The organism is Rhodococcus sp. NPDC057297, from assembly GCF_042667435.1.
Classification (GTDB): domain Bacteria; phylum Actinomycetota; class Actinomycetes; order Mycobacteriales; family Mycobacteriaceae; genus Rhodococcoides.
The window spans coordinates 131,855-146,547 of sequence record NZ_JBHUZE010000006.1 but is presented as its reverse complement, the minus strand read 5'-3'; the positions used below and the strand labels follow the sequence as shown (position 1 = coordinate 146,547).

The window sequence follows — 14,693 nt, the reverse complement described above, 5'->3', positions numbered from 1 at the left end:
GATTCATTGCGAAATTCTTTCCGGCTCAGGCCAACGACCACTGGCCGTAATCGGGCTTCAGAATTACATTCAGGTCGATGCCGATTCCGTCGATTTTCGCTTTGTCGATCTGAACCTGATGCAAATGCGCAGCCGGGTGGCGAAAACCTTTCGGAGTGCCCCAGTTGTGCTGCCAGTACCACTGACCGAGACCGGCGATGGACGCCAGTTCGATCGTGGGTGAATTGGCGTAGATTCCGGTGTTCTCCGGGCCGACGATCGATTCCCAGCCCAGGATGTAGGGCGCGATCAGGGTCGCGAACTGCACCGCGGTGGGGTTGTCGTCGATGGAAACGTAGATCGGGCGATTCTCGGGTCCACCCGCTGCTCGGTGCAGTTCGAGGCCGCGCTTCGCATGCTTGACGCCTGCCGCGAATCCGCCCTTCCAGTCCGAGGTGTCACCCTTGCCGAACTGGTAGTTGGACACCACTTCGAGGCCGGCCTCGGTGAGCGCGTCGGCCTCGTCGCGCTTCATGGGCTTGCCGAGCATCCATTCGGCTCCCGGCCGACGGTCCGAGACGTATCTGATCGCGCCCAGGTGCCCGGCAGCGCGAATCGATTCCGGCGACGGAACCCCTCCCGAGTAATCGATCAACGTCCCCAGCCCGTCGGCGCGTGCTGCCTGAGTGGACACTGCGGCCAGACCGACGGCGGCCGCCGATCCCACAGCGGCGTACTTGAACAAGTCTCGACGCGATACGTGCACGTAAGTCCCCAGATCGATAGTTTCGCTCGGCGTGTCGCCGACGCGCACGCCGGCCGCCCTGATAACTTTTTCGGTTTCGGTATTTCACCACAATCACTCCAGCATCGCTAGTCACACCCTCCCCTCTCTTCACCACCTACTGTGGAGAGCAGGCAATTCATCTACGAATGAAGGAGTAAGTGAATGGGCGTCACCCTGGCCAAGGGCGGAAACGTATCGCTGTCGAAGGAAGCCCCGAACCTGACTGCCGTGACCATCGGATTGGGCTGGGATGTGCGCAGCACGACGGGCGGGGATTTCGACCTCGACGCCAGCGCCATCGGACTCGGCGCGGACAAGAAGTCCGCGGGAGATCAGTTCTTCGTCTTCTACAACAACCTCCGTTCCCCCGACGGCGCCATCGAGCACACCGGCGACAACCGCACTGGCGAAGGCGAGGGCGACGACGAGTCGATCGACATCGACCTCGTCGCGCTGTCCCCGCAGATCGATTCCATCGTCTTTCCGGTCTCCATCCACGACGCCGACGCGTTGGGGCAGAGTTTCGGCCAGGTCATCAATGCATTCATTCGTGTCGTGGATCGGGCCGACGGTCGTGAACTCGCGCGATTCGACCTGACCGAAGACGCCTCCACCGAGACCGCGATGGTGTTCGGCGAGCTCTACCGCCGCGGCCAGGAATGGAAGTTCCGAGCTATCGGCCAGGGTTACGCCTCCGGCCTCGCCGGCATTGTGCGTGACTACGGAATCAACGCAAGCTGACGCACCGAACTCGGCGTAGGCCGACGTTGCAATTGCATAACCGTGAACTCCTGGGCTTGAGAACTTCATAAGAATTGTGGTCCCATCACCCCATTCGTAACTTTGACCTCATGAGTCCCAGGAGTCACATATGTCTCGTCGCCTCAGCCGTTTAGCGGGAACCGTCGCATTGTCGTGCGCGGCTCTACTCGCGGTTCCCGCGACCGCGGCGGCCGATCCCGGCCCCGCGTCGCCTGCACCGGCAGCTCTCGATGCTGTCTCCCAGGCTGCTGCCGACGCCATCGCGGCGACTCGCACGGAGGTAGCCGAACCGACCGGCGCCAATCCACTCGCTGCACTCGACACGGTGAACGGCATTCTGACGAACGTCGGCATCACGCCGTTCTTCTACCCGACGGCCGCGATCAACTGCGCCGCCGCGCCCGGAGCACCTCTCGGCATCGTGCCCGGTGTGGCAGGCGGTGCCGCAGGACCGTGGCCCAACCTGACCATCCCCTCGCCCGTCCCGCTGCCGGCTCTCAATGCGGCCGAGGCCGGAGAGACGCTGTTCGCATTCGTTCCGGCCGGCATCGTCGACGATTCCGGCGACAAGAGCGGCATGCAGGTGGCGTGGTTCAACGTCAACACCTCGAAGGGCGGATTCGCCGACTTCGGCGGCGCGACATCGACGTTGGTGCAGTCGATTCTGGACAACCTCGACGTCTCCCCGATGATCAAGGACTTGGTTCGCGGACCGCTGACCGACGCGCTCGCCGTGCTGCCGGCAGCAGGCGCGCGGGCCGTACCGGTCGAGACCGGCGCCGGCACCGTCCTCGCCGCGGTCTTCGGCACCGTGAACCACAAGGCAGTCGACGGTAGCGACAAGAGCTGCTTCTTCTTCCCGACGGTGGGTCTGGTGAACGTCGCCTGACGTCTCTCGCGTCGTCCGCGCACCGGTCACCTGCCGCAGCTGGTCTCGGCAGGTGACCGTTCGTCTGCATCCCACCGACGCCCAGACGTACTGGATGTCCGCAAAGATTCCGAACGATCAATTTTTGTTGTACTGCTTCGACTCCGACTCGCCTGCGGAGTCCGTCCGCGAAGAACTGCTGCGCCGCGCGGAACAGATCAGCGACCTCGGTGTGCGGATCGTCGATTTCCCACTCTCGCTTCGCTATCCGAGTCTTCGTCGGGCACCCGACACAACGGCCCTCGTACACATCCGGGAGACTGGCCGCACGTGGAGGGACTGCCTCGACACCGTCGCCGAGGCATTCACCGATCAGCTCGACCCCCACCGATCCGTCTGGCGTCTGCACCTTTTCGGTGGCGTCACCGGCGCTCCGCGGTGCGACGGCCCTGCACTCGTTGCGGTACTACAGATCTCGCACGCACTGGGCGACGGCCGTGTCGCGTCGAGCCTGGCCCGACGACTCCTCGGAGACGACCGGTCCGCGCCTGCCCCCATCCCCGACCGGCCCCGAATCGGCCCGCGCACATTCCTTCGAAGAGCCACCAGTGCACGCGATCTCGAACGACAGCTGACAGCTGACACCGCCGCCGGAACAGTCCCCGCTCCTGCGCCGGGCCGACCCAAGATCACAGTCAACGTCGCACCGACCGGACGCACATTTTTGCGGTGTCTCGTTCGTGATCACAGAGACTTCACCGGCCCGGGCATCAGCGTCACAGTCGGTGCCGCAACCGCGATCTCACTCGCTCTCGAACGCTACCTCTCACACCACGGAGATCCGGTACCCGCCGAGCTCGGCGCCGAGGTGACACTGGGCAAGCAGGGTGAACGCCGGGCGCGCAACCACTTCGGCAACGCAGGAGTGGACCTCCGCCCCGACATCACCGATCTCGTCACCCGAGCGCACGCCATCTCCGAGTCACTGCAGGCTCGTCGTCGCCGCGCAGCCCATCCCGCAGCCGAGGCTCAGTCGCTCGCATCCGAAGCCGTTCCCGCTGTACTGCTGCACTGGGGTGTCCGCCAGTTCGACGCCACCGCCGTTCCGGACATGGTCACCGGAAACACGGTCCTGTCGAGCGTCGCGCGTGGTGCCGCGGACCTCGAACTCGGAGGCGGTCCGGTTCGTTTCACCGCCGGCTTCCCTGCACTGTCCCCGGTCATGGGGCTCACGCACGGAGTCCATGGCATCGGCGACACCGTGACCGTCAGCGTGACATCGGCGGCGTCGGCGATGCCGGATCCCGACGTCTACTGCTCGTTCCTGGACCGCGCGATCGACGAGGTCTCGACCGCACTTCACCGGAGGTGAGCCCGGTAGCGGTCGTCTTCCCAGAGATTTCACAGAATGCCGCGTCATAGTCGAGGACATGACCCAGCTGACCGTTCTCGCAGTAGGTGGAACCGGAGAGTCCCGACCGGACGACCACCGTACTTTCGTCACGGGACTGCTCGGCCACGTCACCGGCGCACTGGACGACCGGTTCGTCTGCCGATGGGTCGGCTACCCGGCGTCGTACGGTCCCGTCGCAGTCGGTGGGCTGAGCTATCGGCACAGCACCGCACTGGGAGTCCGTCGACTCATCGCTGCTGTCGAAGCAACCCGAGGACCGGTCGCACTGATCGGCTACTCGCAGGGCTGCTCGGTCATCCGCGAAGTTCTGGGACAGATGGCCTCCGGTGCGATCGACCTGCCGGCGGTGACGGCCGCGGGACTGATTTCCGATCCTCAGCAACCCGCGGGTGCCGTCGACGGGTGTTCCGGTCGCGGAGTCGCGGGCGTCGGGCCGAACGTACCGGCCGAGGTCGAGACGGTCTGGATCGGGCACCCACACGACATGATCTGCAACGCCAGCGAGGACAGCTACATTCGCGACATCGCCGATCTCACGAGGTGGATGTCGTTCCGCACGACCCGGTCGTGGCTCCGACAGGTATGGCACCTGATCCGCAGCAACGGTTTTCAGAATGCGTCGAAGACCAGCTTCTCGCCGCGGCAATGGAGGAGGGATGCCCGACGCGTACGCGTCGCACTGCGGGAGCTCGCGGGGTACCTTCCGAAAACCCTGGCGTGGCGTCGTTGGTCGGTGGCCAATCCGTCGGGCGGACGCCACATCGCGTACGCGGTAGAACCGCTCGACGCCGGAGAGGTCGACGGAAGCGGCCTCACCGGCTGCCAGGTACTCGCACAGTGGCTGCAGGTGCACGCTGATCAGCGGTCACCCCGCCGTCACGAACTGGCGGCCTGACCTTCCGCTCGTGCTTTGAGCTGAGCCAATCCCTTCTCGAAATCCTTCCCCACGACCTTGTCCATCGGGAAGAGCTTTCCGAGCAGGGTGAAGAAGAGGTTGTTCTCCCCCGTCATGGACCAGGTGATCTCGGACCCGTTCGCGCCGGGATCGATGGTGAACGTCGTGACGTTCTTCGCCTTGAACGGTTTGGTGAACACCAGGTCGAGGACGACGATCTGACCCGGCTTCGAATCCGTGATCGTCATCGATCCGGCCCCGGCCTTGCGGTTGCCGGACCAGGCGTAGGAGGCGCCGACACCGGTGCTCGGACCTGTGTAGGTCCGTGACAAATCGGGGTCGGCGCCTTCCCACGGTGACCAGGTACGCCACTCACGGAGGTCGTTGATCAACGGGTGGATCTTGTCCGGCGACGCGTTGATCACCGTCGAGCGTTCTACCAGGAAAGAGCTCATGCGCGAATAGTAGTCATCCTCTGCGGCACAGGCAGAACAGGTGACCGACGGGGTCCCGGAACACGGCGAAGCCGGGGTGGTTCTCGTTGCCTTCGATCTTCGTCGCGCCGATTCCGAGAACGTAGTGCTCGGCTTCCTGCATGTCGTCTACGACGAAATCCAGGTGGATCTTGATGCCGTCGGACGGCCAGTCGATGGGAGCGAACTCGGGGGCTCGTTGAAACGCGAGGCGAAGTTCCCCCGGTCCCTGAATCACCACCCAGTCGCCGTCGTCGCTCGTGGGCTTCCATCCGAGAACCTGTGCGTAGAACCCGGCGAGAGCAGTCGGGTCCGGGCAGTCCAGGACGGTGTAGTCGACCTCGATCTTGGGTGCAGTCATGCGTGCACGCTAATACGAGAGAACGCCTACTGTCCCAGAGTCGGTGCGAAGGTGGTGAACCATGCGTCCTTCAGGTGCTCTTCCCAGAAGTTCCACCAGTGCGTTCCGACTCCGGTGATGCGCACCTCCGGATTGTTGCCGGTTGCGCGGAGTGCTCCGACGTAGGCGCGACTGGACAGACCCGACGCAGTCTCGAGGGGAACCATCTGTGCGAACTTGACGGGGTCGAAGCTGGCGCTGACCGGGTTGACGGTCGGATCGGTCAGCGGCGAACCGGTACCGGCCGAGACGAACACCTTGGTGTTGCGGAGCTTGCCGACGTTGAGCAGCGGATCGTTGGCGAGCCACGACGCCGACGGCCATGCGCCCCACATGTTGCGCGCATTGCCACCCATTTCGCCGACCGACACCTGGATACCCTGCGCGTAGCCGGGGCTGCTGGCCGTCGGGTAGCCACTGAACGATGCAACGGCCTTGTAGAAGTCGGGGTGGTTCGCGGCCAGGTTCAGCGCGGAGGTGCCGCTCATGGACAGACCGGCGACTGCGTTGTTGACGCCGTCGCTGCCGAACTGCGCGGACATGACCGGCGGTAGCTCCTGCGTCAGGAAGGTCTCCCACTTCACGACGCCCAGCTTGGGGTCGGGGCGCTCCCAGTCGGTGTAGAACGTTCCGCCGCCGCCGAACGGGATGACCACGTTGACGTGCTTGTCGGCGAAGAACTGCTCCACGTCGGTCTCGATGAGCCAGCCGTTGTTGTCGTCCGGCGCACGCAGACCGTCGAGCAGATAGATCGTCGGAGCGGGGCCCTCACCTGCAGCTTTCAGGACCTTGACGGGGATGTCCTTGTTCATCGCGTCCGAGTGGACGTAGACCAGCGCGGAATCGGCCTGCGCAACACCCGTCCCCACGAAGGTGGCACCGAACGCCGCGACCAGCACGGTGACGAGACCCAACAGCAGGCGGGAGCGTAGCCCGCGGAGCGACCCGACCGAGCTGCGAGCACGAGAAAACATCAACGAGTCCCTAACGTCCGATATCCGACGACCTTCGGGAGGCAGGGTAACAGGGATATAACGCCTTCGCTTCTTCGCCGATTCTCAGACGATCCACCACGCGGCGTACGGCGGGACCCACAGCATTCCGTCGGGGTCGTCGAGTCCGTGCTCTGCCAGATCGTGGCCGGACAGCACTTCACGGGGATCGCCCGACCCCAGGTCCGTCAACCGGGCTCGGGCAAGTGGCCGATGCTCACCCGTGACGTTGAAGACCCCGACAAAGGTTCCACTCGGGTGTCGACGCTGCACGACGAGGAGCCCGTCGTCGATGTCCGCGTCGGTGAGCACCCGGGTGGGGGCCTCGGAGTGAAGCATCGGCAGTCCGGCACGGACGCGTGCGATGAGAGCGATTCCGTCGAAGACTCGTTGGGCGTCGGATCCCTGCTCGAAGCGGCGGGCTCGGTCGGAGTCGGTCATCCGCGGCCGGTGAACCCACCGATTGTCGGCGGAGTGTCCGTCCTCCGACGCCCAATCGGAGTCGCCCGGTGATCCGATTTCGTCGCCGCTCCACACGACGGGAATTCCTCCCCACGCCGCCACGACGGCGTGCGCGAGAAAGATCCGGGCGAATCCGCCCGCGACATCTTTCCTCGACGGGCCGAGTCCGGTGAGAGCCGCGGCCGTGCCACTGATCCGCCGATCACCGGTCTCCTTGTTGTGTTGAAAGACAAGCCCTTCCGCCCACGATCCGTCGAACTCGCCGGAGTACCAGTCCGCAAGGAACTGCCGATGCCCGACGCCGGTGACACCCCGGGCCGAGGCATCGGAATCGTCGATGGCCCAGCCGATGTCGTCGTGACAGCGGACGTAGGTCACCCAGGTACCGCCGGGCGGTGTCGGTGGCAACCCAGCGAGTGCGTGCCGGGCCAGATCGGTGGAGCCGGACGCCAACATGGACCACACGTGCACCATCAGACTGTTGTGATACGCGATGTCCGACACGCGTCCCGCATGGCGACCCTCACCCAGATAGGGCATGAGGTCTCGGGGCCCGACGATGGCCTCGGCCTTGAACAACGTCGCTGGGGCGGTCAACCGGCAGGTCGCCCGCAACGCCTGCGTGGCGGCGTGCACCTCCGGCTGGTTCTGGCAGTTGGTCCCGAGCCTTTTCCAGAGGAACGCGATGGCGTCGAGGCGCAGCACCTCGATTCCCAGGTTCGCCAGATGCACCACGATCTCGGCGAATTCGAGCAACACAGCGGGGTTCGCCCAGTTCAGGTCCCACTGCCACTCGTTGAACGTCGTCCACACCCATTCGCCGTCGACCTCGGTGAAACTACCGGGCGCGAAGTCCGGGAACACCTCGGGCAGGGTGCGCTCGAATCTGTCTGGAGTGTCGCGATCGGGATAGATCAGGAAGTAGTCACGATACTTCGCGTCACCCGCTCGCGCGGCAACTGCCCAGTCATGTTCGCGAGCAACGTGATTGAGAACCAGGTCGACGACGGAGCTGATCCCGCGACTGCGCAGCGTGGTGGCCAATTCCGCCAGATCCTCGTTGGTGCCGAGATCCTCACGTACCGAGGAGAAGTCCATGACGGCGTACCCGCCGTCGTTGTCGCCGGGACGCGGCTTCAGCAACGGCATCATGTGCAGGTAGGTGACTCCCAGATCTGTCAGGTGATCGAGCCTGTCCCCCATACCTTTCAGCGTCGTCGCATAGCGATCGACGTAGCAGGCGTAGCCGAACATGTTCGGCCGCTGGAACCAGTCCGGTTGCAGCAATCTGCGTTCGTCGAGCCGGTGCAGCTCGTCGGACCGCGCGGCGAACCCCCGGGCTGCGACGGTGACGAGAGCCGACGCCACCTCGTCCGGGGAGGCGTACAGCGCGGTGACCGCGTCGAGCAGATCGGGCCCCCACTGCTGCAGTCGCAGCTCGAACGTCTGACGCCTGTGCGTGGGTAGATCCGCGAGCAGATCGCGTGCCTCCTCGGAGAGAACCATGCTTGCATGATGGCACGGTGGGGTACGAAGGACGCATGGTCTCCGTGACGCGCATCCTCGACACCGTCCTCGATCGAACCGTCGTAGCCGGTTACTCCCGCATCGGGTCGACGGTGCGCAGTAGGTTCTGGGCGTCGGACCCGGCACCGTTTCCCGAACCGATCGACGTTGTCGTCACCGGCGGAAGCTCCGGGCTTGGAGCCGCGACCGCGACGTCCCTCGCGAAACTCGGCGCCCGGGTACACCTTGTCGGACGATCGGCCGACAGACTCGAGAAGTCCGCTGGGATCATCAAGACAGCTGCATCGGAAGCGTCGATCGTCGTCCGAGAATGCGACGTCAGCGACCTCGATTCGGTCGCACGGCTGGTGACGGACCTGACGTCGGAGCTGACCGGGCTGCATGCCATCGTCCACTGTGCGGGAGTCATGCCCGAAGAGCGAACGCTGACAGCACAGAACCACGAGGCCGCCTTCGCGACGCACGTCCTCGGCCCCGTCGCCCTGACCGTCGGCGCCAGGGAACTGTTCGACGCCGGATCCCGGGTCGTGTTCGTCTCCAGCGGCGGCATGTATCCGGTGCCGTTGCATACGCGAGACTTCGAGTTCGCCTCCGGAAAGTACTCCGGCATGACGGCGTACGCCCGTACCAAGCGCATGCAGGTGGTCGTCGCCGAGCAACTCGCTCAGCGCATGACCGAAGAACACGACCCGGTCGTGCACAGCATGCACCCCGGCTGGGCCGCGACGCCGGGAGTGACGGACTCGATTCCGATGTTCGGCACGGTCATGAAACCCATCCTCCGCACACCCGACGAAGGCGCGGACACCATCGTCTGGCTCGCCGCCGGCGACGAAGCACTGACCAGCACCGGAAAGTTCTGGCACGACCGAGCCATCCGGCCGACCCACTACCCGTCGTGGCGCAAGGACTCCCCCGAAGCCAGAGACGCCCTGTGGTCGACGGTGGTCGAGGCAACCGGAATCGAGTTGTAGACGGACCTGCACAGGTGAGCGTCTCGACACTTCATCGGCGTACGCCGTTTCTGATCGGCCGCGTCACCTGTTTCGCAACACACGACGGTATGCCTGCCGCGTCTCCGGCCGCACGTCGCTTGTAGATGCTCGGCGACATTCCCACCAACTCTGTGAAGCGGGTGCTGAACGTGCCGAGTGAAGAGCACCCCACTTCGAAGCACACGTCGGTGACGGACAGATCGCCTCGACGCAGCAGCGCCATCGCACGTTCGATCCGGCGAGTCATCAAGTACGAGTAAGGGGATTCGCCGTAGGCGAGTTTGAACTGCCGACTCAGGTAGCCGGCCGACACGTGCACACCACGCGCCAGCGCTTCGACGTCCAGTGGCTGAGCGTATTCGCGATCCATCCGGTCACGCACGCGCCTCAGGCGCGCCAGGTCCTTCAGGTTCTGCGATTCGTCCACGCAGGGCATAGTGCCATGTCGGCCCCGCGAGGCACACTGTTCGAGTGAAGGTCACCGATGAACAGCGCCGCGCCCGACTGGTGTCACGACAGCTCGCGTCTGCGTCGACGCCGGAAGGCGTTGTCGAATCGGTCTTGGCACTGCACGCTACCGATCCAGCGACGGTCTACCTGTCCGTTCTCGCGCGGGCCCGGTCGCTGGGCATCGACGACGTCCGCGACGCGATGTACGAGCGTCGGACGTTGGTCCGCTCGATGGCAATGCGCCGAACCCTGTTCGTCCTCGCACACGACGACCTACCGCTCGTCCATGCCGCGGCGAGTCTCGGCGTCGCACGAACAATGCGCACACGGCTGCTCACGCAGGTCCAGAAGGGACCGACCGATCCGGTGGTCGAGAACCCCGCGGCATGGATCACGCAGGTCGAACATGAGACCGAGGCACGCCTGAAGGCCGTCGGCACGGCAACGGGAGCCGAGTTGTCCGCGGCGGTTCCACTGCTCAAGACCGCGTTTCTGCCCACGACAGACAAGGCCTACGACGTCAAGCGATACGTCACCTCCGAAGTCCTGGTGATGATGGCAGCCGAAGGAAAGATGGTTCGGGTCGAACCTCGCGGCGCCTGGACATCACGGCGGCACGCATGGGCGCCGATCGATCACTGGTGGCCGGGCGGCATTCCCGTCGTCGACGAGACCGAAAGCCGTCGAGAACTCGTGCGCAGGTGGCTCGAAGTGTTCGGCCCGGCGACCATCGACGACATCCAATGGTGGACCGGATGGAACAAGACCCAGACGCGAGCGGCCGTGGCAGCGATCGACACGGTCGCCGTCGAACTGACTGCAGGCGAAGGCATCATGCTGCCGGACACGGACCTGTCCGGCTCCGCGCGCGGTGTCGTGCTGCTCCCCGCCCTCGACCCGACGCCGATGGGCTGGAAGCACCGCGACTGGTACCTCGGTGACTACAAGGCACCGCTGTTCGACACCTTCGGCAACATCGGTCCGACCATCTGGCTCGACGGCCGAATCGTCGGCGGATGGGCAGTCACGCCGACAGGCGAAGTAGCGACCGAACTGTTCGAGGACATCGGATCCAACACCGCCGAGGTCACCGCCGAAGCCGAGCGGATCACCGCACTACTGAACGGCACCGCCGTCGTACCGTCCTTCCCGACGCCCCTGGAAAAGCGACTGCGCGGTAGGTAAGTGACGCGGTGCGACCGCGCACCCAGTACAGTTTTAAACCATGCCGATCAGTCTCGTTTCCGTAATCGTGCCCGTCCGCAACGGTGTGCCACACCTGGACGTGCAGCTCAGGGCTCTGGCGGCTCAGGATTACAAGGGCGCGTTCGAGGTGATCGTGAGCGACAACGGTTCGACCGATAATTTGCGGGACTACCTTCGGGATCTCACCCTTGACCTCAACGTTCGATGCGTAGACAGTTCGGACGTCCGAGGCGCGTCGCACGCCCGAAACGTAGGCATCGACTCCGCTCTCGGTGAATTGCTTGTTTTCACCGATTCCGACGACGCTGCACACAGCAATTGGTTATCCGCGTTGACAACTGCAGCCGAGAACTTCGACGCGCTCGGCGGGCCGATAGAGCTCGACTCCCTGAATACCCGCGAAGTCGCGTCGTGGAGACGCATTCCCCAACCCGATCAGCGATTCGAAACCGTGTACCTCCCCTATGCCCAGAGCTGCAACTTTGCACTGTGGCGGCGGGTCGCCGAGACAGTCGGATACTTCGACGAATCCCTGACAATGGGAGGGGAAGATGTCGACTACTCTTGGCGAATTCAAGAGATGGGAATGACGTTGGGACACGCTCCCGACGCCATGATGTCCTATCGACTGAGGCGCACTGTCCGAGCCTCGTTCGAACAGGGCATCTTGTACGGCCGAGCGGCGTGGCCGGTGCTGATCAAACACAGGCCGCAAGGATGCCCCAGCCAGCCGGCCCTGCTGTCCGTGGCGGCCAATCTCGCGTCGATTCTCTACCTCGCGACAGCCCGAAATCCGTTGTTGCCCAAACTTTTGCGGCCGCCATCTCGGGGACGTTGGGCACATATCCTCGGAATGCAAATCGGGTCCATGCAAGGTCGACTCCACATGGTCGGCACGTCCATGCGGCGCAGGGTCCTACCTGAGCGGCCACAGCGACCGGTAGCAGACTGAACACCATGGCAACAGTTGCAACTGACATTCGAGACACACTCTACGACGTTGTCGTCAATCGATTCGCGGCATCAGCATTGATCCCATCGCGATACCGGTGGGCTGTGTACCGGGGGCTGGGAAGAAAAGTCGGGAAATCGTTGATCTACGCCGGCTGCCACATCGGACCGGGAAACGTCACCATCGGCGATCGGGTGTTTCTGAATCGCCGGGTCTACATCGATTCGACCGACGCCGTCGATATCCACGACGGTGCATTTCTCGCTATGAACGTCACCGTCGTCACCAGCACTCACCGCATCGGCCCTGTTTCGCGCCGAGCAGGGACACTCATGTCTGCGCCCGTGACGATCGGTGCAGGCAGTTGGCTGGGAGCGCACGTCGTCGTTGCGCCCGGCGTCACTATCGGACGTGGATGCGTGATCGGCGCAGGCTCGTTGGTAACGCGCGACTGTGAGCCGAACGGCCTGTACGTCGGTTCACCCGCCCGCCGAGTCCGCGAGCTCGATGTCGAGGGCGAGTGATGCCGAGCATCGCGCTCGGATTCACCTCGGGGCCCGCGATCGGTATGGTCATAACGTGCCAATCGGTCTTGTATCCGTGATCATCCCTGTCCGCAATGGGCTTCCCCATCTCGACGTTCAGCTCACTGCACTCGCTGCGCTGGACTACGACGGCACCTTCGAAGTAATAGTCAGCGACAACGGTTCGACCGACGGGCTTCGCGGACACCTCGACAAGGTGGCCGTCCCGTACCCTCTGAGATGGGTTGATTCCTCCGGTACGCGAGGGGTCTCGCACGCACGAAACGTCGGGATCAACGCCGCCCGTGGGCAATTTCTGGCCATTGTCGATGCCGATGATGCTGTTCACCCGAATTGGCTGACAGCGCTCACCCATGCGGCCTCGAATTACGACGCGATCGGCGGCGCGATCGAGGTGTCTACGCTCAACTCACCTGAAGTGGCCACGTGGCGCGACGTTCCACCGGCCGGGCAACTCTTTGCTACGCCCTATCTTCCGTACGCACCGGGCAGCAACTTCGCGATGTGGCGTCGAGTAGTGGACAAGGTCGGGTACTTCGACGAGAATTTCATCGGGGGCGGCGATGACGTGGACTACTCGTGGAGAATTCAACAGGCCGGCATGGCGCTGGGTCACGCACCCGATGCCGTCGTCGCCTACCGCCTGCGAAGCACTCTTCGGGAGACTTTTCGCCAGGGCACCAATTACGGAAGTACCGTCTGCCTGCTTACGCGTAAACACAGCCCCCTCGGTTGCCCGGACGCGAAGCCGCTGCCGCAAATTCCTGCCCACCTCGCCACCATCGTGTACTTGACACTGGTCCGGAACCCCTGGGTGCCATCGATTCTGCGACCGCTGTCCCGCGGTCAGTGGGTGCACAGCATCGGGTTGCAATACGGCGCATTGACGATGCGCTTACGTCTACTCGGACACGGAATGAGGGCGACCAGCCGATGACAAGTTCTGCACTCGACTCGATTCGGAACGAGACTCGCACCGTTCTGAAACGTCACGTCGCCCCCGGCGAACGCGTCGCGCTGCTGGACTTCCCGTTGCACCACAACGCCGGAGACTCCCTGATCTGGGTCGGCCAGACGAACTATCTCGATGAACTCGGTGTGAAACTCCGATACGTATCCGATCTGTTCACTCACTCCGATGAGATGCTGCGGGACCGGTTGGGCAGCAGCACCATTCTGCTTCACGGTGGAGGTAACTTCGGCGACCGCTGGTCTACGGTGCAGCGATTTCGCGAACGAATTGTCGCTGCGCACCCCCACAACAAGATCGTCGGCCTCCCCCAAGGCATCGACTATGCCGACCCCGACGAGCTCGAAAAAACGGCGGCTGTTTACGCGCAGCATCCAGACCTGACCTTGCTTCTGCGAGAGCAACGTTCATACGAGATCGCGCTCGACCACTTCCCACACAACCGCGTCGATTTCTGCCCAGACTTGGCGTTCGGAGCGCACATCGCGCCCGATACCTCCGCGGCGTCGGTGGACGTCGTGAAACTACTTCGGGTCGATTCCGAGAAGGCCGACCACGGAGCCGTCGAAATCCAGCACTCGTCCGTCCAATACGACTGGGGTCTGCGCGGCCGAAATGTCGCTGTGTGGCATGCCCTCACGGTCCCGACCCGGATCACGCACAGCTACCCGAAGGCTACCGCCGCGATGTACCCCGCCCTGTCTCGATCTTATCCGCGGATCGCCGCGTTGAATATCCGAGTCGCCCAAAGAATCTTGAGTCAGGGCAGTGTTGTACTGACAGACAGGTTGCACGCCGCGGTGCTGGCCGCGATGATGGGCAAACAAGTCATAGCCATGGACAACGCAAACAAGAAAGTGTCCGGAATCTACACGGCGTACCTACACCGGTTCGACAACGTCCGCTACGCTGCGACAACGGCCGACGCTGCAGACATGGTGGCCCAGGCTGTCGACAACGCGAGTCAGGCATCCTGAGCGCTGGTTCGCCAGCTCATCACTGGACACAGCGGAGGA

At 63.9% G+C, this 14,693-nt stretch carries 16 protein-coding genes; 10 read left to right on the top strand and 6 right to left on the bottom strand.

Annotated elements, in window-relative coordinates; all coding sequences use genetic code 11:
* Positions 1 to 25 precede the first annotated feature (25 nt).
* Positions 26 to 793 carry a DUF1906 domain-containing protein gene (locus tag ACFULT_RS18575; protein WP_378482112.1) on the bottom strand — a complete coding sequence of 256 codons (768 nt, stop codon included), beginning with the start codon at positions 791 to 793 and terminating at the stop codon, positions 26 to 28.
* Between the two features lie 135 nt (positions 794 to 928).
* Here ACFULT_RS18575 and ACFULT_RS18570 point away from each other — a divergent pair, with 135 nt between their 5' ends.
* The 4 genes from ACFULT_RS18570 (at position 929) to ACFULT_RS18555 (ending at position 4,705) form a co-directional block, all read left to right on the top strand.
* Entirely contained in the window at positions 929 to 1,507 is a 579-nt protein-coding gene (locus ACFULT_RS18570) for a TerD family protein (RefSeq protein ID WP_019665434.1), read from the top strand.
* A 130-nt stretch (positions 1,508 to 1,637) separates the two neighbouring features.
* The gene (locus ACFULT_RS18565) at positions 1,638 to 2,417 is read left to right on the top strand and encodes a hypothetical protein (RefSeq protein ID WP_378482111.1); all 780 of its coding nucleotides are present in this window, start codon (positions 1,638 to 1,640) and stop codon (positions 2,415 to 2,417) included.
* 52 nt (positions 2,418 to 2,469) lie between these two features.
* Positions 2,470 to 3,768 carry a WS/DGAT domain-containing protein gene (locus ACFULT_RS18560; RefSeq protein WP_378482110.1) on the top strand — a complete coding sequence of 433 codons (1,299 nt, stop codon included), beginning with the start codon at positions 2,470 to 2,472 and terminating at the stop codon, positions 3,766 to 3,768.
* Between the two features lie 58 nt (positions 3,769 to 3,826).
* The gene (locus ACFULT_RS18555) at positions 3,827 to 4,705 is read left to right on the top strand and encodes a PE-PPE domain-containing protein (RefSeq protein WP_378482109.1); all 879 of its coding nucleotides are present in this window, start codon (positions 3,827 to 3,829) and stop codon (positions 4,703 to 4,705) included.
* On the opposite strand, the gene ACFULT_RS18550 is transcribed toward ACFULT_RS18555, so the two are convergent.
* The 4 genes from ACFULT_RS18550 to ACFULT_RS18535 form a co-directional block, all read right to left on the bottom strand.
* Positions 4,687 to 5,160, bottom strand: a complete 474-nt coding sequence (locus tag ACFULT_RS18550) for an SRPBCC family protein (protein WP_037105863.1) — start codon at positions 5,158 to 5,160, stop codon at positions 4,687 to 4,689. The two genes, ACFULT_RS18555 and ACFULT_RS18550, sit on opposite strands and share 19 nt — an antisense overlap.
* 13 nt (positions 5,161 to 5,173) lie before the next feature.
* The gene (locus ACFULT_RS18545; protein WP_378482108.1) at positions 5,174 to 5,539 is read right to left on the bottom strand and encodes a VOC family protein; all 366 of its coding nucleotides are present in this window, start codon (positions 5,537 to 5,539) and stop codon (positions 5,174 to 5,176) included.
* Positions 5,540 to 5,565: 26 nt separating this feature from the next.
* Positions 5,566 to 6,552 (bottom strand): alpha/beta hydrolase family protein, encoded by a 987-nt coding sequence (locus tag ACFULT_RS18540; protein WP_037105857.1) that lies wholly within the window; start codon positions 6,550 to 6,552, stop codon positions 5,566 to 5,568.
* 84 nt (positions 6,553 to 6,636) lie between these two features.
* Complete coding sequence (locus ACFULT_RS18535) at positions 6,637 to 8,538, bottom strand: alpha-amylase family protein (RefSeq protein ID WP_378482107.1); 1,902 nt, start codon at positions 8,536 to 8,538, stop codon at positions 6,637 to 6,639.
* Between the two features lie 35 nt (positions 8,539 to 8,573).
* On the opposite strand from ACFULT_RS18535, the gene ACFULT_RS18530 reads away from it, so the two are divergent.
* A complete protein-coding gene (locus ACFULT_RS18530; RefSeq protein ID WP_378482106.1) occupies positions 8,574 to 9,533 on the top strand; it encodes an SDR family NAD(P)-dependent oxidoreductase in 960 nt (319 codons plus the stop codon).
* A gap of 31 nt (positions 9,534 to 9,564) precedes the next feature.
* On the opposite strand, the gene ACFULT_RS18525 is transcribed toward ACFULT_RS18530, so the two are convergent.
* Complete coding sequence (locus ACFULT_RS18525) at positions 9,565 to 9,990, bottom strand: helix-turn-helix transcriptional regulator (RefSeq protein ID WP_378482105.1); 426 nt, start codon at positions 9,988 to 9,990, stop codon at positions 9,565 to 9,567.
* A 35-nt stretch (positions 9,991 to 10,025) separates the two neighbouring features.
* On the opposite strand from ACFULT_RS18525, the gene ACFULT_RS18520 reads away from it, so the two are divergent.
* Genes ACFULT_RS18520 through ACFULT_RS18500 form a run of 5 tightly spaced genes read left to right on the top strand, consistent with a single transcriptional unit; the run spans position 10,026 to position 14,654 of the window.
* A complete protein-coding gene (locus ACFULT_RS18520; protein WP_378482104.1) occupies positions 10,026 to 11,189 on the top strand; it encodes a winged helix DNA-binding domain-containing protein in 1,164 nt (387 codons plus the stop codon).
* Between the two features lie 40 nt (positions 11,190 to 11,229).
* Complete coding sequence (locus ACFULT_RS18515) at positions 11,230 to 12,162, top strand: glycosyltransferase family 2 protein (RefSeq protein ID WP_378482103.1); 933 nt, start codon at positions 11,230 to 11,232, stop codon at positions 12,160 to 12,162.
* Between the two features lie 5 nt (positions 12,163 to 12,167).
* The gene (locus ACFULT_RS18510) at positions 12,168 to 12,686 is read left to right on the top strand and encodes an acyltransferase (RefSeq protein ID WP_378482102.1); all 519 of its coding nucleotides are present in this window, start codon (positions 12,168 to 12,170) and stop codon (positions 12,684 to 12,686) included.
* Positions 12,687 to 12,741: 55 nt separating this feature from the next.
* On the top strand, positions 12,742 to 13,644 hold the full coding sequence (locus tag ACFULT_RS18505) for a glycosyltransferase family 2 protein (RefSeq protein ID WP_378482101.1): 903 nt from the start codon (positions 12,742 to 12,744) through the stop codon (positions 13,642 to 13,644).
* Positions 13,641 to 14,654, top strand: coding sequence for a polysaccharide pyruvyl transferase family protein (locus ACFULT_RS18500; protein WP_378482100.1), 1,014 nt, complete (start codon positions 13,641 to 13,643; stop codon positions 14,652 to 14,654). The genes ACFULT_RS18505 and ACFULT_RS18500 overlap by 4 nt, the downstream gene beginning before the upstream one ends.
* Positions 14,655 to 14,693: the final 39 nt, after the last annotated feature.